At 72.0% G+C, this 19,526-nt stretch carries 14 protein-coding genes; 10 read left to right on the top strand and 4 right to left on the bottom strand.

Annotated features, from left to right (window positions below; genetic code table 11):
* Nucleotides 1-34 precede the first annotated feature (34 nt).
* A complete protein-coding gene (locus tag ACQRUO_RS04235; RefSeq protein WP_428314330.1) occupies nt 35-1,525 on the top strand; it encodes an IucA/IucC family protein in 1,491 nt (496 codons plus the stop codon).
* A 120-nt stretch (nt 1,526-1,645) separates the two neighbouring features.
* Nucleotides 1,646-2,419 carry a DUF427 domain-containing protein gene (locus ACQRUO_RS04230; protein WP_428314404.1) on the top strand — a complete coding sequence of 258 codons (774 nt, stop codon included), beginning with the start codon at nt 1,646-1,648 and terminating at the stop codon, nt 2,417-2,419.
* A gap of 47 nt (nt 2,420-2,466) precedes the next feature.
* Here ACQRUO_RS04230 and ACQRUO_RS04225 read toward each other — a convergent pair whose 3' ends face one another.
* The 3 genes from ACQRUO_RS04225 to ACQRUO_RS04215 form a co-directional block, all read right to left on the bottom strand.
* Nucleotides 2,467-3,000: an SMI1/KNR4 family protein gene (locus ACQRUO_RS04225; protein WP_428314329.1), complete on the bottom strand. Its 534-nt coding sequence runs from the start codon at nt 2,998-3,000 to the stop codon at nt 2,467-2,469.
* Nucleotides 3,001-3,678: 678 nt separating this feature from the next.
* The gene (locus ACQRUO_RS04220) at nt 3,679-4,542 is read right to left on the bottom strand and encodes a hypothetical protein (RefSeq protein WP_428314328.1); all 864 of its coding nucleotides are present in this window, start codon (nt 4,540-4,542) and stop codon (nt 3,679-3,681) included.
* Nucleotides 4,543-4,692: 150 nt separating this feature from the next.
* Nucleotides 4,693-6,174: a hypothetical protein gene (locus ACQRUO_RS04215; RefSeq protein WP_428314327.1), complete on the bottom strand. Its 1,482-nt coding sequence runs from the start codon at nt 6,172-6,174 to the stop codon at nt 4,693-4,695.
* 724 nt (nt 6,175-6,898) lie between these two features.
* On the opposite strand from ACQRUO_RS04215, the gene ACQRUO_RS04210 reads away from it, so the two are divergent.
* From ACQRUO_RS04210 to ACQRUO_RS04185, 6 genes are all read left to right on the top strand, one after another.
* A complete protein-coding gene (locus ACQRUO_RS04210; RefSeq protein ID WP_428314326.1) occupies nt 6,899-7,495 on the top strand; it encodes an ATP-binding protein in 597 nt (198 codons plus the stop codon).
* 234 nt (nt 7,496-7,729) lie between these two features.
* Nucleotides 7,730-8,365: a Tat pathway signal sequence domain protein gene (locus tag ACQRUO_RS04205; RefSeq protein WP_428314325.1), complete on the top strand. Its 636-nt coding sequence runs from the start codon at nt 7,730-7,732 to the stop codon at nt 8,363-8,365.
* 284 nt (nt 8,366-8,649) lie between these two features.
* A complete protein-coding gene (locus ACQRUO_RS04200; protein WP_428314324.1) occupies nt 8,650-9,303 on the top strand; it encodes a DUF4360 domain-containing protein in 654 nt (217 codons plus the stop codon).
* Nucleotides 9,304-9,497: 194 nt separating this feature from the next.
* Entirely contained in the window at nt 9,498-10,742 is a 1,245-nt protein-coding gene (locus ACQRUO_RS04195) for a phthiocerol/phthiodiolone dimycocerosyl transferase family protein (RefSeq protein ID WP_428314323.1), read from the top strand.
* Between the two features lie 215 nt (nt 10,743-10,957).
* On the top strand, nt 10,958-11,962 hold the full coding sequence (locus ACQRUO_RS04190; RefSeq protein ID WP_428314403.1) for a 3-oxoacyl-ACP synthase III family protein: 1,005 nt from the start codon (nt 10,958-10,960) through the stop codon (nt 11,960-11,962).
* A gap of 77 nt (nt 11,963-12,039) precedes the next feature.
* The gene (locus ACQRUO_RS04185) at nt 12,040-13,449 is read left to right on the top strand and encodes a condensation domain-containing protein (protein WP_428314322.1); all 1,410 of its coding nucleotides are present in this window, start codon (nt 12,040-12,042) and stop codon (nt 13,447-13,449) included.
* Between the two features lie 7 nt (nt 13,450-13,456).
* Here the strand turns inward: ACQRUO_RS04185 and ACQRUO_RS04180 are convergent, their stop codons facing one another.
* Nucleotides 13,457-16,234 (bottom strand): ATP-binding protein, encoded by a 2,778-nt coding sequence (locus ACQRUO_RS04180; RefSeq protein WP_428314321.1) that lies wholly within the window; start codon nt 16,232-16,234, stop codon nt 13,457-13,459.
* A 220-nt stretch (nt 16,235-16,454) separates the two neighbouring features.
* On the opposite strand from ACQRUO_RS04180, the gene ACQRUO_RS04175 reads away from it, so the two are divergent.
* Nucleotides 16,455-18,011, top strand: coding sequence for an MFS transporter (locus ACQRUO_RS04175; RefSeq protein ID WP_428314320.1), 1,557 nt, complete (start codon nt 16,455-16,457; stop codon nt 18,009-18,011).
* A 281-nt stretch (nt 18,012-18,292) separates the two neighbouring features.
* Nucleotides 18,293-19,510, top strand: a complete 1,218-nt coding sequence (locus ACQRUO_RS04170) for a hypothetical protein (RefSeq protein ID WP_428314319.1) — start codon at nt 18,293-18,295, stop codon at nt 19,508-19,510.
* Nucleotides 19,511-19,526: the final 16 nt, after the last annotated feature.

Here is a 19,526-nt window from a genome sequence, read left to right as displayed (position 1 = left end):
TGGAGGGAACGTACCGCTTCTGACGGGAGGTCACATGGCCGGGAGCGCCGCCGAGCGGCAGCTGGCAGCGCAGCTGGGCCAGGTCCGTCCGGAGACGGTCGACGCCTATCTCGCCGCGCTGCCCGGAGCGCGGGCCGCGGTGCTGGCACGGCTGTGGCGGGGGCTGGTGCACGAACCGCTGCCCTGGATCGCCGGACGCGTGAGCAGCCGGGACGGCGTCAGCCTGCGGCTGGCGGACGGGCGGTTGCTGCACGGCCCGCCGTCGGACCCGTGGGCGACGGGGACGGCCCTCGCCCGCGTCGAACTGGACGGCCGTCCGTTCGACCACCCGGCCCGGTTGCTGACGGCCCTGGCGGTGCCCGGCGGCCGGCGCTTCGCCACCGAGCTCGACCACAGCGCCGCCTCGATGGCGCTCTCCCGCACCGCCCCCGACCCCGCGGGGCCGCCCGCGACGCCGTGGGAGTGGGAACAGCGGTCACCCGACGGACACCCCTACCACCCCACCTGCCGCTCCCGCCCGGGCTTCACGGCCGCCGAGCAGCTGGCGTACGCGCCGGAGCACCGGCCGGTGGTGGGCCTGCGGCTGGCGCCGGTGGCCGAGGCCGTGGTGCGCGGCCGGTGGCCGGCCGAGCTGCGTGACGGCCGTTTCGCGCTGATCCCGGTGCACCCCTGGCAGGCCGAGCACACCCTGACCGGACGGCCGCTGCGCCCCGGACCGGACGCCCATCCGCTGCTCTCCCTGCGCACGCTCGACCTCGGCGGGAACCTGCACGTCAAGACCGCGTTGAGCGTCCAACTCACCTCCGCGGTCCGCGACATCTCCGCCTACTCGGTGGAGCACGCGCTGGCCACCTCCGAGCTCGTCGACCGGGTCGCGGCGCGCCTCGATGGCCGGTTGCAGATCGCGCGGACCCTGGCCGCGGCGGGGGACGGCACACCGGAGCTGGCGGCGATGCTGCGGCAGTCCCCGTACGCGTACGCCGGGGCGGGGGAGCAGGTGGTGCCGGTGGCCGAGCTGCCCGCCTGCTTCGCCCCGCTGCCGCCCGACCAGCGGCGGGACCGGATCGCCGGGTTCGCCCGCCTGGCCGTGGGCGTCTGCCTGGACCTGCTCGACCTGGGGGTGGCCCTGGAAGCGCACGGGCAGAACCTCCTCGCCGTGCTCGACCGGCAGGGCCGGACCCGGCGACTGGTCTACCGCGACCTCGCCGACATCCGGATCAGCCCCGCCCGGCTGGCCCGCCACGGGCTCCGCGCGCCGATCACCGGTCGGCTGCTGGACGACGACCCCACCAGGCTGCGCCGCAAGGTCTTCGGCTGCCTGCTCACGGGCGTGCTGGGCCCCCTGGCCGGCAGTGCGGCCGACCTCGGCACCATCCTCGAAGCCGCCACCCGGGACCGCCCCGCGACCCCCGACCTGCGCGCCCTGCAGGCGGACCCGCTCCCGGTGAAGGCCCTCACCCTGATGCGGCTGACTCCCGGCGGCGACCACTGGGCACAGCTCCCCAACCCGGCCCGGCTCCACTGAACCCGCTGACCCGGCGACACGGCCGAGGCGGGCACCGGGTGCGGGAGCGGCGGCCGTTGACTGCCTAGGCTGGGCAGACCGAGCCGCCGCCGCAGCACCAGGGAGCCCGCAGTGTCCGACCTGCCCGAGTACCCCGACTACCCGGCGTTCAACGTGCCGGTCAACCACGTGCAACCGGTGCCGCGGCGGATCCGCGCCGTGCTGGCCGGCCGCACCGTCATCGACACCACCCGCGCCCGCTACGTCTGGGAGGTGCCCTACTACCCGCAGTTCCACATCCCGCTCGACGACGTGGCGGCGGACGCGCTGGTCCCGGACGACGGCCCGGTCGAGGAGACCTCGCGCGGCCCGGCGCGGTCGTTCGGGCTGCGGGTCGGCGAGCAGGAGCGGCCCGGCGCCGCGCGGGTGCTGGACCAATCGCCGATCGCCGGCCTGAGCGGCACCGCGCGCTTCACCTGGGACGCGCTCGACGCCTGGTTCGAGGAGGACGAGCAGGTCTTCGTCCATCCGCGCAACCCATACGTCCGGGTGGACGCGCTGCGTTCGTCCCGCACCCTACGGGTCGAACGCGAGGGCGTCGTGCTGGCCGAGTCCACCTCACCCGTCCTGGTCTTCGAGACCGGACTGCCGACCCGCTACTACCTCGACCGCACCGACGTGGACTTCGCCCGGCTGGTCCCCAGCGACACCGTGACCGCCTGCCCCTACAAGGGCACCACCAGCGGCTACTGGTCCGCCCGGATCGGCGACCGCACCCACCCGGACCTGGCCTGGGCCTACGACTTCCCCACCCGCCAACTGCTCCCCATCGCGGGCCTGGTCGCCTTCTACAACGAACGCGTCGACCTCTTCCTCGACGGCCACGAGCTGCCCCGCCCGAAGGGGCGACGCTGAAGGGGAACGCCGCCGCACCACCCGCGAAGAGCGAAGGGTCAGCTGAGCTACCGGATGCGCGTGTCGTTGAGGCCACCCCGGTCGGCGAGGTAGGCGTAGTGCCCGGCTTCCAGCGCAGCGGCGAACCCGGAGAGGACGTGCAGCCGGGAGGGGGCGTGCATGCCGTCGGGCACACCCTGGTCGGTGCGGACGAGCTGCCCGTAGCGGCCCTCCGGGCCGGGATCCAGATCGAGCACGACGTGGGAACCGTCCGGCTCGAGGGTCACTGGCATCCAACCCGGCCGCCAGTCCCAGTCGTTGCGGATTTCGTCGCCCGGCCGCTCCGCGGACCGCGACCGCAGGTCCATCTCGTCCCGTCGGGACGCCGGCGCGGTGACGTCCCAGTGCCGGACGGCGTCCCCCTGAAGCCCCGGGATGGCGATCTCGCGGTGAACGGCTAGAGAGGCGGCGAAGTCCGCCGGAAGCCCGAAGCCCAGCCTCGTCTCCTGCTCGGCGATCTCGTCCGCGCCGGCCGGCCCAGCCAGTCCGGCCAGCGCCCCGGGGGCGTGCTCGGCGAGGTGGGCCTCGATCCTGCGCCACACTGCGGCGAGCTCTTCGCGAACCCGGGCCGCCACGGCGGCGTCCGGGGGCCGGTCGGCGGATGGCGGCGCAGCAACTCCAGGGCCACGGCCTGCGCCTCGGCGTCGACCGCGCCGAGCCGGTCGGCTGCCCGACGCCGCACCACAGGAGGGTTGCTCCGCGTCGCGTACCACCAGCGACAGGACGCGGGCGAGGTCCTGGTCCCAGTCCGGTCCCAGATGCTGCACCGCGGCGACCACGTCGTGGCGTTCATGGTGCAGGCGGTGCTCGGACGGCAGGTACTCCTTCGGTGTCAGGGCGAGGGAGCGCAGTGCGACGGCGACCGCGTGCGGACGGTAGGCCGGGTCAGCCCGGTCAGCGGCCGGACCGGCATCCCCAGCGGCACGCCGCGGCGCCGGTGCTCCAGCCCCGCGCCGGGAGCGTGGAGCACCACCTCCAGTGCCCCCGTGGCCCCCCGCACCGTCGAGTCCACGACCGCTTCCCCGCGGAGCAGCACCTCGACCGGGCAAGGCCCACTGTTCAATCCCTGCACCACAACACCCCCGCGCTCCCTTGCTGTGTGCGGTGGTCGTACATCATGCGGTCTTCGCGCTCGCGCGGCGTGGCCCTGGCGTTGGTGGCGTTCGGCGGCGGACGACTGCCCGCCCGGCCCGCGCGCGTTGGGCGAAGTCGGCGTCAGATCACTGATGGTGGAGCTGCGCCCACGCCTCCAGGACGTTCTGGGTCGTCAGGTGGTCCTTTCCCAGAGCACGTATGCAGTCTTTCGCCAAGGGGCCGCAGACTTCGGCGATCTGGTCGGCCCGTTCGTCGGCGAAGTGCCAGACGAGGGTGCTGAGGTGTTGCCAACGGCGGTCCAGTGAGTGGGGGTGCGAGGGGCCGAAGGCATCGCCACAGCGGGTGGCCTCGATGGCGTAGCAGTCGGCCTCTTGCTGATGGTCCCCCAGTTCACAGCAGTCGTCGCCGTACATGGACCAGGCGCACAGGGTGTCGGGATGATTCGCGCCCAGGGCGAGGCCGTGGTCGAGCACCAGACCCGACCACGTCGAGAGGGTCACGGCCGGCGGTTCGCCGCGGGGGCCTTCGCCGTGGTGTTTGGTGTACCGGGTGCGGGCCCGGGTCAGCTCGCGCTGTGCGGTGAGTGCGTGGTGATCGGTGCTGCCGTGGCGCTGTGCCTGTTCGGTGGCGAGGAGCTCGAGTGCCTCGATGCCGGTCGTGTGCAGTTCCTCGGCTTCGCTGTCCAGAGCGTCGCGAGCGGCCTTGATCCGGGCTTGCACGGTCGTGGGGTGCCACACCCCCAACGCCCGCTTGCAGTCGGTGGCGAGAGTCTCGCTGACTTCGAGGCCCTGCCGGAAGTCGACGCTGTGGGGCAGGAGGTCCAGGCGGGCATGGAGGGTTTCCGGGTGGCTGTGTCCGAATTTCAGGGTCAGCTGCAGCACTTTTTCGTGACGGCTTTCGAGGAGGGACTTCCGCTGCCGCCGCAGGGTGCCCAGGGCCTTCTCCCACTCGTTGTCCGTCCAGCGAAATCCAAGCAGTTCGGTGTCCATGATTTCCCCTCGGGAGACTGATGTCCGGCGATCGCTGAAGGTGACCTGCGTCAGGGCGACCGATGGTGTGGTCACTCGCCACTCGGTGTGCAGAGGCTGCGGGAGCGGCTGTCGGTGACGCGGGGACGGCTCTGTCGGTCCGTCTCCGCGTCAACTCTCTGTCCTTCTGCCCTCGAAGAATTCCGCGAGTTCGCCGGGCCGGCCGGTCGGAGTCTCAGGGGACTGCTGGGTCGGACCCGTGCGCCGAACAGCTGCCGGGTTGTCAACGGGAGGATGTCCGTAGAACTCGTCGGTCGCGGCGTTGCGCTGTCCGGGGACCGTCGGCAGGAATTCGACTGCCGCTCTGACGGGATCGAGATGGGCATACCGCTGCAAAATGTTCCTGGATTTCTCCACGACGCGGCGGACGGGAGTTGCGGATATCGAAAGTGCCTCCCGGACGGCCGAGACCGCCGCTTCGACGTTCCCGACGGCGAAGTGTGCCTCGGCAACCTTGAGGAGGCATCGCATCTCTACGATCGGAAGTGGCTGGTAGTTCGAATCGGTGCGACTTTCGCAGTGTGTCTCGTAACGCTCCAGGGCCTGGCGCGGGAACCGTGCATCGAAAAGGACTGAGCTTGCCGCCGCGTGCAGCCACGTCTCGTTGACCGCCGCATAGTGCTCGTCGACAAAGCTGGCACGAGTGTTCATGATGACCGTGGCTTGTTCGACGAGGCGGAGACTCGCCAGGACGTTCCTCATCCTCGCCTGTGCGCGCGCTTCGTGAATCGTCAGCACCACTTCGTTGTGCGGTGACGCCGTCGTGGCCGATGCAGCCGCGGTGATCGTGAGAACATCACGCGGATCTCCTGCGGCCAGGTGGAGGCAGCAGAGTGCGTCCAGCGAGCGCTCCGTCATCAGCTTGGATCCGGATCCGCTGGCAAATCGTACGGAATTCAGCGTGAAGTGTTCGGCGCGTTCGGTGTCGCCCAGTCCGATGGCAAGTCGTGCGCACTGCTCGGCGGCGGAGGCCACGCAGTAGTAGAGCCGTGCGCCGACGGAGCGGTCATAGGATCCGTAGTCCGTCAGCTGCCGGAGCGCGTGGTACTCGGCCTGGGCAACCCGGTAATGAGAGAGTGGCGGAAGGTGGAAGGACTGCTGGCGCAGCGATGAACAACTCGCCTCGAGTACGCTGATCGCGACCGGAGTGACGGGAGTGCCGCCGTGGGCCGCAGGTGCCGGGCCGGCCTGGGCCAGCGTGCTGCCCAGAAAGCTGGCGAGACGCGGGCCGGCGAACGAGATTCCCGTTGGCGGCATTGTCTCGCCCGCGCTCGCGCGATTGGACGCCGCCGAGCCGCCGGCCAAACGATCGCGGTGGTCCTCTCGGGCCGCCGGCTTTCCCCGGTAAAGCCAGAGGGGCCAGGCAACTTTCCCCAGGACTTCTTCCGGGATGTGATGGACGTAAGCAATGGCGAGCTGCGTCTTGTAGGTCGGAGTGACCTTCCAGTTTTCCCATCGATTTACCTTTTCTCGGGTGGCCTGGATTCTTCCGAGTCCCAGGGTTGCGTACGTTTCCGAGATGAGCTGCGCATAGGACGACTGCGTTTCCCCGCTGAGCTGACGAAGACGGGCGAGAGGATGCTGTCCTGGCAATAGGATTCCTGGGTTCGTGGTATCCGGCAATTGGTACGTAGACGGGGGAAGGCTAGCAGGATCTGTGTCGCCATGACTACTCTGCGCCCTTTTGCAACGCTTTGTTGAAGGGTCAAGCAGTCTCGATGATTGGACTAGACCGCAAGGGCGGGGTGGCCCAGGAGTTCGATCCGGGCGGGGACGTCACACGGAAGTCACATTGCTGCTGCTTGAAAGTCGGCGGGCATCGAGGTTGTACTGGGGCAAGCCCACCGGAGGTATGGATCGCGAGATGCCGGAGGAGGTCGAAGGCGTGCTGGTCACGTTCGAGAGAAGGAAGAACAGAACCTTCGGCAGGTGTGGTGGAGTACCGGGTCATCCCTGAGGCGGAACGGAAGTCCTCCGTGATCGACCTCAGAGTGCCGGCGGCCAACTCGTCACCGCGCGCCATTCGATCGTGCTGACGGCCGAAGAGCCCTGATACGGGCCGGATTCCTCGGCCGGCGAAGGGCGGCCAGGAAGAGGGTCGTGAGCCGCCGACGATTGTTGCCGGCAGAGTTGGTGCTCGATCCGGCGGCAGCAGCTCGTATCGCACAGGGGCCGGATCGTGCAAGGACAGGGCCGAGTTGGACAACGCACCCGCTCAACTCGGTCACCACCGGACTCAACCGGGACACAGCCCACGACGCTCTCGGTACAGGCTCGCAGAGCTCTGTATCGCCACCGTCATCTTCCTGGAGGCATCGTGTCAACGATCAGCACTTCCCGCGCCGATGGACAGGAGCCTGCCGCCGACACCCGGGACGCGGCACAGCCCGAGCTCGGACAGGACGGATCACGGAGACCTTCGTCCGCCGCCGGCGTGCTGCCGGACGTGCAGGCCTGGGCAGCCCATCGGGTGACCCTTGATGCGACCTACGCCGCACCCGTCAACCGCTTCGCCCCCGTCCGGCGCATCCGGGGCGAGCTGCGCCGCATCGCCGCGACGTGGGGCGTGCGCGGCACGGTCCTGGACGACCTGGTGGCAGTCGCCTCGGAGTTGATCGCGAACGCGATCTGCCACAACCAGCCTGGCGTGCTCGGTGTCATGATGCGCATTCGGCAGGGAGAAGACCGGATCCGGATCGAAGTTGCGGATCGTGGCCGCCGGCTGCCGCGTCCTACGGCAAGCTTCGCCAGTGACCAGGCCGAGTCGGGCCGCGGCCTGCTGATCGTCGAGGCGCTTTCCGCGCAGTGGGGCATGCGTCTGACGCCGATCGGCAAGACGGTCTGGGCCGAGCTCGAGCTTCCCACCCCCGGTGGCCAGGAAGCGGATGAGGGCGACAGCGGTCCTGGGCAGTGATGGTGTGGCCTGCTGGCGGTGCACCGAATGCCTCCCGGCCGTAACGGGTTTCGGCGAGGCGAGGAGACCGCCCGGACATGTCGTCCGGGTTCGTCTCGATCAAATGCTCGGTCGTTCCGGTGTGAGATGTCTGCCGGTCGATCGGATGTAGATGCGTCCAAACATCAGCCGGGAATCCAGTCGCGGACTCTCCTGCCCGCCCTGCTCCCGCACTGACTCAAGAAAGAGGAGATCATGCGAATCACGAACTTGCTTGCCGTCATGGCGGCCGCGACGTCCCTCGCGGTGTCCGGTGCAGCCCCGGCCTTCGCGCAGGGCCCGAACGACGGCCCGGCCATCCTGACCCTCGGCGGCCCGGCCGGCACTGCGGTTCCGGTCGGCGACGTGCTCTCCGGCACACTCGTCCCGGGAACGTTCCAGCTCACCATCGATGGGTTCCTGGGCGTGACCTGTACGTCGTCGTCCGGCTCCGCCACGGTCACCAGCAACCCCGCGGCGCCGGGCACCGTGACCGCGAGCCTCAACGGCGCCCCGGCGCCCGGCGGGTGCACGGGCATTCCCGGCGTCAGCCTGCAGAGCGTCGACCTCGGCCAGTTCAACGCGTCGGCGAGCGACACGGGAAGCCCGCAGAGCTTCCCCGTCCGAGCCACGGTGACGGTCAGCACCCTCCTGGGACCGATCAGTTGCACGTACCAGACCGCTGTCGCGGCCAGCCTCGACCGTGCGTCCCAGAGCCTGGCGATCACGGCGCAGTCCTCCGGCGTGTCCGACAACCCGGTCGTCTGCCCCGCCTCCGCCTCGCTCTCGGCCACGTACGGCTCCTTCACCGACACCAGCCGCCCGGGCAACCCGAGCGTGTACGTCAACTGAGGGGTCCGCGGCCACAACCGCACGGCGTGCGCAGTGGGAGGAAGGCACCTGGGGCGACCGGATAGAACCTCGGGGCGCTTCCCGGGCCGGGTTCACCGGGGTGGGCGACGTCGCCTCTGCCTAGTGGCCCGTCCTGCCCACTGACACGGAGAACGACTGGCGGGGTGACGGGGACGGAGCCCAGGAGGAGCCCCGCCAGTCACCGTGAACGGAAAGCCCATCGCTTTCCTCCGGAGTCCGTACTGCTTTTGACCATTCGAATCGAGACCTTGACAGGAGCAACCGTGTTCCGTCCTGCAAGCGCCGCCGCCTTTTCCGCCACCGTGCTCTGCGCGCTGGCATTCTCCGGGCCGGCACAGGCCCTCACCTTTCCGCCGGTGCCCTCCGGCCCCGGGTTCACCATCGGGCTGGTCAGCCTCAACGGTTCGGGCTGCCCCGACGGCACCGCCGCCGTCGCACCCTCTCCCGACGGCACCGCGTTCACCGTCACGTACAGCGACTACCTCGCCAAGAGCGGGGCAGGCACGGCGCCCACCGACTCCCGCCGCAACTGCCAGCTCACCGTCCAGGTCCACGCGCCGCAGGGCTTCACCTATGCCGTCGCCGAAGCGGACTACCGCGGCTACGCCAGCCTCGCCGCCGGGGCCTCCGCCCAGGAGCAGGCCAACTACTACTTCCAGGGCATGCAGCAGACCGGCACCATCACCCACCCGTTCAACGGACCGCTGAACGACGACTGGCAGGCCACCGACACGACGAACATCGCCAGCCTGGTCTGGTCCCCGTGCGGCGAGGTCCGTGACCTCAACATCAACACCGAACTGCGAACCGACCAGGGCACCGCCGACCCGACGACCACCAACTACATGACCATGGACTCCACCGACGGCAGCCTCACCACGACCTACCACCTCGACTGGGCCCAGTGCCCCCGCTGAGAACCCACCCCCACCCAGGTGGTCCGGTTGTTCCGGGCTCTGCTGCCTCCCCCACCGCGGGGGCAGCAGAGCCCGGCCGCCGCGGACGAACGATGCAAGCGGGCAGCCGGCCGGGGCACGGGTCCGCGCCGCCACAGCCGGCCCCATCACCAGGACTTCGGAAGGAATCAGCCATGCAGCGCCTGCTATGCCCGGTGGAAACACTCTACGTCGGTCAACGCATCCGAGCCGTCGTCGCCTCCACGGTGGCCGGCGGGGTGGATCCAGAGCTGCTCGCGGCGGCCTTCACGGACCTGACCGCCAGGCATCCTCCGCTGCGGTGCCGGATCGCCCACGCGTCCTCCGGCTTCGTGCTCCAGGAACTCGAGGCGCCGCCCCACCTGATCGTCCGCGAGGACAGTGGAGACGGCTACGCCGAGGAGCTCAACTCCCCGTTGCCCGTGGGCGGGCCGTTGGTCCGTGCCACGCTGCTGCGCGGAACCGGCTACGACATCGTGGTGCTCGTCGTCGATCACGTGATCAGCGACGGGCTCAGCGCCGCGACACTGCACCACGCACTGTGGGAGCGCTACGGTCGGCTCGTCGCCGACCCGATGACCACCCCCGAGCGGCTCGGCAGCGAGTGGCCCCCGCCGGTGACCTCGTTGCTGCCGCCCTGTCCCGTCGAGGAGGTCGAGCGGTACCTCGACCAGCGGCTGTTGCAGGTGCGTGCCCGTCCGGTGGAGCTGCTCTCTTACAACGCCCCCCGGTCCTCCCCGGGCGGCCGGATCGAGGCGACCCGACTGGTGCTTGCGCCCGGGCCGACCCAGGACCTGCGCCAGGCCGCTGTTGCTGCCGGCGTCTCGGTGCACGGGGTGGTCGCGGCGGCGCTGTTGATCGCAGCCCGGTGGCGGCTGTCAGGGGAGGGTCCGCGCACCCTCGGTTGCCTCTCGCCGATCGACCTGCGCTCGCGGCTGACCGAGCCGCTCCCGCGCGAGGTGATGGTGGCCGCCGCCACATCGCACACGCAGACCTTCGACGTCACGCCCGAAGAGGACCTGCTGGCCCTGGCCGGCGCCGTGACTCGCGGACTGCGCACCGCCCTTGAAAGCGGACAAGCGCTGCTGGAGGCAAGGATCATGCCGCGGGCGCCGGAGTTCCCGCAGCTGCTGGCCGCCACGGTGATCGCTACCAACGTGGGCAACCTCGCCGGTCCTCCGCTACCCGCCGGACTCGAACTGCTGGACATGCGTGGCAGCCCCGCCCGCGAGCAGTACTACCCACGCGCCGGCCGCAGCCCGGTGATGGCCGCCGTGAGCACCTTCGCCGGGCGGCTGGCGATCGAGTTCCCCTACTGGACCGAGTGCTTCTCCGGTCCGTTCATGGCCGACTTCCGTGACGAAGTCCAGGCGCTCCTCCTCGACCTCGCCGCCTGCGGTGCAGGGATCCCGACGTCCTGACGTTCCGTACGCCGCGACCGGTCGAGGGGCCGACGACCGGGCGCGAGCCTGTCGCACCCACCCAATTCCAGGAAGACAGCCATGACCCGACCAGAGGCTCGACCGACACAACCACCGACGGTTGCCGCGCAGGCCACCGCGACCGACGCCGCCACCGGCGGGCAGGAGGGCTCCCAGTGATCACGGGCAACGACCGCGCCATCGGCGTGCTGGGCATGGGCACCTACCTGCCGCCGGCCCTGCGAACCAACGAGGAGGTGGCCCAGGCCGCCGGGGTCACCGCCGCGTGGATCTCGGAGCGCACCGGCGTGCTGCGCCGCCACACGGCGTTGCCCGCCCAGGCCACCTCCGACCTGGCCGCCCATGCCGTCCGCATGGCCTGCGTGGCCGCAGGGGTCACCGCGGGTCAGCTGGACCTGCTGGTCTGTGCCAGCTCCTCGCCCGACGAAGTCTCCCCGGCCACCGCCTGCCGAGTGCAGGCCCATGTCGGTGCGTCCCGCGCCTGCGCATTCGACGTCACCGCGGCCTGTTCCGGATGGCTGTTCGCCACCCGCGTCGCCCACGACTGGCTTCGAGTCGAATCCGGCGTCCGCTACGCGGCCGTGGTCGGGGCCGAGGCCCTGTCGAGGCTGACCGACCCGTCGGATCGGGCCACCGCCGTGCTGCTGGCCGACGGCGCCGCGGCCGCGATCCTCGGCCCGGTTCCCGCGGGCGGCGGCTTCCACGGCTTTCGGCTCGGATCGGATGGCACCGGCGCCCATCACGTGGTGATTCCGGCCGGCGGAAGCCGCCGGCCTGCCAGCGCGGAAACCCTCGCCGAGGGAGGCCACCGAGTCCACATGGACGGCCGGGCGGTGCGCGACTTCGTCACCGAGACCCTGCCCGTTCTCGTCGAGGACGAACTCGTCCGGCACGGCCTGACCATCGACCAGATCGACGCGGTCGTGGCCCACCAGCCCAACCCACGGCTGCTGCGACACCTGGGCGAGAAGATCGGCATCCGGCCAGGCCGGCTCATCGTCACCGGCGACCGGACCGGCAACATCGGCGCAGCCAGCGCACCCTACGCGCTGGCCACGGCGGCCGCAGAGGGGCTCCTCAAGAGCGGCTCGAAGGTCCTCCTCTGCGTCTTCGGAGCCGGTCTGACCTGGGGGAGTTCCCTGCTCACCTGGACCGGCGCCACTGCACTCAGCAACGCACCGCTGGCCGGTCGTTTCTGATCAGCCCGTTCCCCGTGAACCTGCCACCGCAGGCTCAGCCCACAAACCTGGCGACGACGTGCGATGGGAGAGCACTCGTGTTGCTGCAGACGAAGTCCATCCTGGAGTGGCAGCCGGAACCGGGCAAGCTGGTCCGGTTCGTTCCCGAAGCCACCCCGACCGCTGGCTGGATCCATCCCTCGCCGCCCACCGCGCTCCAGGAGGCCCACGTCAAGAAACGAGTGCTCGACGCACAACTGGGCCACGTCGATGCGCCCTGGCTCGCCCTCGCCTTCGACCTACCGGGTCCATTCGACACCGCCGCCATGGAACGGACCCTGGTGAGGTGGGTCCGACGTCACGGCACCCTGCGCACCTGGTTCACGCAGGACAACCGAGGCCGTCTCCAACGGCGCTCCGTGCACCGCGACTCCGTGAAGTTCAGCACGGTCGCGCTCAGCGGCCGCAGGTCCTCGGACGAGCTCGGGGAGTGCATCCTGGACTACTTCAGGCAGGCCACGGACCCGACCCGCTGGCCCTTGCTGGCCGCCGGCGCCATTGTGCGAGAACAACGTAGTTCGACGTTCTTCCTCGCCGTGGACCACGCACACAGCGACGGCTTCTCGGTGCTCCTGGCGCTCCACGAGTTGAACGCCATCTACCGGGAAGAGACCGGCGGCCCGTCGGCTTCGCTCCCCGATGTGGGAAGTCACGTCGAGTTCAGCGCACTCGAGCGCGAACGAGAGGCGAAGATCTGTGCGACCCATCCGGCGGTCAGGCGCTGGGTCGACTTCTGGCGACGCGGGCCGCTCGACTTCGCCGTCCCCCTCGGCGTCGGCCCCGGCAACTCCCACCCTGGGGTCGTCGTCCTCGAGGAACTCTTCGACGCCGCCGAAGCGGAGGCGTTCTCCAAGGCTTGCACCGCGCATGGTGGTGGGACCACCGCAGGGCTCTACGCCGCGTTCGCCGTCTGCGCCCACGAGTTGGTCGGGCAGGACCTGTACCGGGGGATCGGGGTCGTGCACACCCGGGACAGCGCCCGGTGGCAAGCGGCCCAAGGATGGTTCGTCAAGACCATCCCGGTCACGGTTCCCGTCGTCGCCGGCCAGCTGTTCAGCGAGGCGGTCAGCACCGCCCAGCGGTCCAGCTCCACCATGCGAAAGCTGGAGGCCGTCTCCCCTTCCCGGCTTGCCGAGCTCAGCCCGGATGTCCAGCAGGCGGCCGCAGGGGTGGCAGCCCCCCTGTTCTCCTACATCGACACGCGGCACGTGCCGGGCTCCCTCGACTGGGGCACCGCGAACTGTCACGTGCTGCTCGACCGGCCCCACACATCGACCGTCTCGATCTGGGTGAACCGATACTGGGACTGCACGCGGCTGGGGGGCTATTACCCGGACACCCCGATCGCCCGGGTGACCGTGCCCCTGTTCCTCGGCGAAGTCAAGCGGGTACTCAAAGAGGTGGCGCACAGCGGCGATTACCGCGTCGGCCGGAACAGCAAGCATTGACGTCGACCTAGAGCAGCTGCAGCCGGTGGGCCAGCGCCGCCGCCTCGGTGCGGGAGGTGGCGCCCAGTTTGGGGAGCAGGTTGGAGACGTGCACCCCGGCGGTCTTCGCCGAGATGAAGAGCCGCTCGCCGATCTCCCGGTTGCTGCGGCCCTCCGCGACCAGCCTCAGCACCTCCAGCTCGCGCGGCGTCAGGCCGATCCGGTCCACCGCCGCGCCGGTCAGCCGCTCCCGTGCGGTCAGCTCGGCGATCCGGTCGGCGAGCGGGCGGGCACCCAGCCGCTCGGCCGCCTGCGCCGCCTCGCGCAGCAGGTCCGCGCCGGCGGTGCGGTCGCCGGCGGCCAGTGCCGCCGCGCCCGCCCGCAGCAACGCCCGGGCCAGCGGGTACGGCTGTCCGAGGGTTCGCCAGGCGGCCACCGCGGCCGTCCAGTTGCCGCTCTCCCAGGCTTCGGCGGTGGCCCGCTCGGCCTGCTGCACCGGCCCGGGCACGGCGAGCTGCGCCGCCAACGCGCCGAGTTGGCCGGCCCGTCGGCTCACCACCTCGGCGGCCTCCGATTGCCCCGTGGCGCCCAGGTCCGCGCCCATCGCGTTCGTCTCCTGCCCGGCCAGGACCAACGCCCAGCCCTGGGTGGGGTGTTCGGCCAGGGCGGGATCGGCCAGCAGCTCGCCCAGCACCCGGTCGGCCGTTGCCCAGTCGCCGCCGGCAAGCGCGGTGAGAAGCGTCAACTCCCGTTGGGGCAACAGGAACTCGCGCCCGGGGTAACCTGCGGCGAAGGGCGCCGCAGCGGCCTCGGCCGCAGCCAGTGCCTGGGCGAGGTCGCCCTCGGCCAGGTCGAGCAGCCCCCGGGTGGTGAGCAGCACCGCCCGGTAGAGCGGCGGCGGCTCCTCGGCCAGCGCCTGCACCAACACGGCCCGGGCCTGCGGCCAGTGGCCCAGCCGGAAGAGTCCGTCGGCCAGCATCGAGGCCAGCACCGCGCCCCGGTTGCCGGCCAGCCCGCGCCGGGTGGCCAGCGCCAGGCCGCGTTCGGCGGTCCGCACCGCCTCGGGGTAGTCGCCGGCGCCCTTGTGCGCCATGGTCAGCATCACGGCCGCCAGCACCAGCGTGTCGTCGTCCTCGGCCAGCGCCGCCAGCCGCTCGGCCTCGGCGCAGGCCGCCACCGCCGCCGCGTGCTCACCCGCCCGCGCGTGCCCGGCGGCCAGCGTGACCAGGGCCAGCGCCCGCACCGCCGGGTCGTCCGCGCGCTCCCCGAGCAGCAGCGCCTGCGCCGCGGCCTCGGCCGCCTCGCCGGGCCGGGAGAGCACGGCGAGGCGGCTGGCCAGGGTGGCCAGCAGGCGCCCGCGCACCCCGGACGGCTCGCCCGGCAGCAGGGCCAGTGCCTCCCGCAGGTCGTCCAGCCCGTCCTGGCCCTGACGGTGCTTCAGCAGACTGCGGGTCTCCAGCAGCAGGGCCCGCTCGGCCGGTTCGGGGGTGACGGCCAGCGCGGCGTCCGCGAGCTCCAGGCCGCGCACCGTCGCCCGGGCGTCCAGCGCGGCCCGCACGGCCGCCCGCAGCACCTCGGGCTCGGCCGACGACTCCGTCAGCATCCGTTCCAGCAGCCGCAGTTCCTCCCTGTAGGCGTATCCGGCCCGGGCCGCGCGGGCCGCCGTCCAAGCCGCCCGGTAGGCGGCCTCCCGGTCGCCCGCCGCGTGCCAGTGCAGGGCCAGCGCCGCCGCGGCCTGGCCGGGTGGCACCAGGGCGGGATCGGCGGTCAGCGCTCGGGCGCAGGCCGCGTGCAGCCGCCGCCGCTCGCCGGGCAGCAGTTCCTCGGCGACGGCCGAACGCAGCAGCGCGTGGCGGAAGGTGTAGCCCTCCTCGCCGGCCAGCAGCAGCCCGCGCCGCACGGCCGGCCGCAGCGCCGCCTCCAGCTCGGGTTCCGGCTGCCCGGTCACGGTGGCCAGCAGCGCCGGACCGACGGGCTCGCCCAGCACCGCGGCCACCCGCAGGACCGCCTGGGCCGGCTCGGGCAGCCCCCGCACCCCGGCCAGCAGCAGCTCGCGCAGCGGCGCGGGGGTGCGCTCGCCGGGGGAGTCGAGCAGCGCGGTGGCGAAGAGCGGGTTGCCGCCGCTGCGCCGGTGCACCTCCTGGACCCGGGCGGCGGAGAGCGCGCTGCCGGCCAGACGGGCCAGGTCGTCGCGGCCGAGCGGGCCCGGATCCACCCGGCGGACCTGCGGCAGCCGGGCCAGCGCGGCCAGCAGGGCGCGCACCGGGTGGTCCTCGGCCGGCTCGGCGTCCCGGTGGGTGACCAGCAGCAGGGTGCGCGGCGCGGCCAGGTTGCGGACCAGGAAGAGCAGCAGCTCCGCGCTGGCCGCATCGACCCAGTGCACGTCCTCCAGCACCAGCACCAGACCGCGGTCGGCGGCCGCCGCCTCCAGCAGTGTCAGCACCTCCTCGAACAGCCGGGCCCGGCGCTCGCCCTCGGGGGCCGCACCGAGGCCGGGCAGCCAGCCGGCGAGCGCGTACGGCCCGGGGCCGGGCAACCGGGCGGTCAGCCACTGCGGGCCGTGCAGTCGCAGCAGCCGGCGCAGCACGGCGGTGAACGGCGCGTACGGCAGCCCGTCCGCGCCGAGCGCCAGGCAGCCGCCGGTCAGCACCAGGTCCGGCAGCGCCGCGGTGAACTCGGTGACCAGCCGGGTCTTGCCGATCCCGGGCTCACCGCCGACCAGCACGGTGACCGGTTCGCCGGCCGCCGCTGCGCGGTGGGCCTCGGCGAGGGCGGCGAGCTCGGCGTCCCGGGCGAGGAAGGTCATGCAGGGATCCTAGTCCGGCGGCTGAGCCCGGTGATCATGGGAGCTGAGTATCCGTCGGCCGGATCTGAAGAGCGCTCTGAAGAGCTATCTGAAGAGCCGTCCGACGGATCTGAAGAGTCGGCTAAGCCGTTTGCCCAAGGTGCCCGACGGTCTCCGCGGGAGAAGCTCGGTGCCGGCGGCGCCCGCCGCCGAACCGCCCACCGAAACGGGGACGCACCCGATGATCGACACACTGCGCCGGAAACTGCTGCTCCCGGTGATCCTGCTGGCCACCTTCATGGCCTCCTTCGACTACATGGTGGTCAACGTGGCCGCCCCCTCCCTCGCCCACGACCTGCACGCCGGGCAGGCCGCACTGGAGTTGGTGGTCGGCGGCTACGGGTTCACCTACGCCGCCGGGCTGATCACCGGCGGCAAGCTGGGCGACCTCTTCGGCCATCGGCGGGTCTTCCTGCTCGGGATCACCGCGTTCACGGTCGCCTCGGTGCTCTGCGGGCTGGCCGGCAGCCCCGGGCAACTGGTCGCCGCCCGGCTGCTCCAGGGGCTGGCCGCCGCGGCGATGGCGCCCCAGGTGCTGGCGCTGATCACCGCGCTCTTCCCGGCCGAGCAGCGGTCGCGCGCGCTCGCCTGGTTCGGGGTCGCGCTGGGCGTCGGCGGCATCGCGGGGCAGGTACTGGGCGGACTGCTGCTCCAGGCCGACCCGTTCGGCCTGGGCTGGCGGGTGATCTTCCTGGTCAACCTGCCGGTCGGGGTGGTCGCCGTCGCCGCGGCCACCCGGCTGCTGCCGCGGCCGGCGCCGGCGGTGCCGTCGACCACAGTGCTGCCGACGACAGTGCCGCCGACGCACCCTCAGCCCGCCGGCAGCACGATCACCGCGCCTGCCGTCCCTGCCGCCCCCGCCGGTCGGCTCGCGCTCGCCACCCGGCCGGCCCCGACCGTCACCGCGGCGCCGGCCCGGCCCAGGCTGGACCTGCTCGGCGTGCTCGGCCTGGCCGGCTCGCTGGCTCTCGCCCTGGTCCCGCTGGTGCTCGGCCGAGGGGCCGGCTGGCCGCTCTGGACCTGGCTCAGCATGGCCGCCGCCGTCCCCGTCCTGGTCGCCACCCTCGCCTGGGAGCGCCGGCTCGCCCGGGCCGGCCGTGAGCCGCTGCTCGACCTCGCGCTCTTCCGGGGCCGTGCCTTCAGCACCGGGCTGCTGGTCAACGCGTGCGTGCTGGGCGCGGTCGGCAGCCAGCTCTTCACCACCACGCTGCTGCTGCAGGCCGGCCTCGGTCTGGACTCGCAGGACGCCGGACTGGAGTTCCTGCCGCTCGGCCTCACCACGATGGCCGCCTCGCTGCTCGGCCGTCACCTGATCGCCCGGTTCGGCCGGCGGGTGCTGGTGGCCGGCACCCTGATCAGCACCGCCGCGGCCGTGCTGCTCGCGCTGACCCTGCAGTTGGCCCAGGGCGCGCTGAGCCCGCTCGACCTGCTGCTGCCGCTCGCCCTCACCGGCTTCGGCAACGGCCTGACCCTGCCCGCCCTGATGGCCACCATCCTCGCCACCGTGACCCCCACCCGGATTGGCGCCGCCTCCGGCGTGCTCACCACCACCCAGCAGTTCGCGGGTGCGACCGGGGTGGCCGCGGTCGGCGCGGTGTTCTTCGCGGCCCTCGGCGCCGGCAGCTCGCGGGCCGCCTACGCCTCGGCCGCCGAGGCGGCCGCCTGGGTGATCGCCGGGCTGATGGCCGCCGCCGCGGTTCTTGTCGGGGTGCTGCTGCGGCCCCGGGCCCGGGCGTGACAGCGCAGACCGACTCTCGATCCGGCGGGCCGGCCCCGGGCCCGGCGGACCCGGCTCCTGCTCCGTCGGACCGGCTCCTGGCCCTGCAGAGCGGCCCTTGACTCGCCCCTGCCGGGAGAGGAAGGTCGTACGTATACAAGGTGCGTTTCGGGCGTATACGTACACACGTAACGTACGGGCTCTCGGCCTCGCACACCGCGCACACCGATTCCCCCGCGCCCGGCGGCGCACGGCCGCCGGCACCCGCTGGTGCGACCCCGAGGCGGACGGGAAGTGGAGCGATGAACAGCATCCAGGGCCTGGCCTACCAGGAGGTCTCCTTCGACCAGGACGGCGCCGAGCTCGCCGGCGGACAGCAGTTGATCGACGCCGCCGTCCAGGGGCAGGCCAAGGACGTCTTCGTGCTGGTCCACGGCTGGAACAGCAGTGAAGCCGGGGCCCGCGGCATGTACCAGAACATGTTCCGCCTGCTGGCCGGCATGCTCGGGCCGAACCTCACCACCAGCGTCGCGGCCGGTGTCTTCTGGCCGGCCCGGGCGCTCGCCGAGGACGACGGCGCCGCGCCCGGCACGGCCCCGGGCCTGCCGGGTGGCAGCCCGACGCTGGTGGAGCAACTGTCCGACGCCTTCCCCCGTCCCGAGCAGCAGCGGATCCTGCAGCAGGTGGACGCGGCGCTGGACGCGCCCGACCCACAGCTGTTCGGGCCGAACGGGATCCACCGCATGCTCGCCGCGCTGCCGACCTCGCCCGCCAGTCCCAAGCCGGAGTTCGACGAGGACGCGCCGCTGGGCCGGCCGAACCGGATCGAGCTGGACCTCGAACGCGCGGCCGAGCACATCTGTGGCAGCGCCTGCGACGTCATCCGACTCTTCACCTACTACGAGATGAAGAACCGGGCGGCGGTCGTCGGCCAGCAGGGACTGGGACCGTTGCTGAGCCGGCTCGGCGACGCGGCCCACGTCAGGATCCACCTGATGGGCCACAGCTTCGGGGCCCGGCTCGTGGCGCACACCCTGGTCGGGATCGGCGGTGCGGAGCAGAGCCCGATCGCCTCCCTCACGCTGCTCCAGGGAGCCTTCTCGCACTTCTCCTTCGCGCCCGCGGTCACCCACGCCCCCGACCCGGGTGTGCCCGGGGCGCTGAATCCGCTCGTCGGACTGGTGGCGGGGCCGCTGCTGGCCACCTTCACCGGTGCGGACCGGGCGCTCGGCGACTGGTACCCGATGGCGACGATGCTCCAGCGCGGAGACCTCGCCCTGCTGGACCACCCGACCTACCGTTGGGGCGCGATGGGCCACGACGGGTTCCAACAACCGGATGCCGTGACGCTGCCGCTCGGACCCCAGGGCACCCCGTACGGCTTCGGCAAGGGAGGCATCTACCGCCTGGATGCCAACGCCGTGATCAACGCGGACCTCTCGGCCTTCTCCGGTGCGCACAGCGACATCTGCCACGCGGAGGTCCTCTGGGCCGTGGTGAGCGCCGCCCGGCTGACCTGACGGTCACCACTCCAGG

The sequence above is a fragment of the Kitasatospora sp. LaBMicrA B282 genome, from assembly GCF_050325825.1.
In the GTDB taxonomy this organism is placed as follows: Bacteria; Actinomycetota; Actinomycetes; order Streptomycetales; family Streptomycetaceae; genus Kitasatospora.
This window is presented reverse-complemented; position numbering and strand designations above follow the sequence as displayed.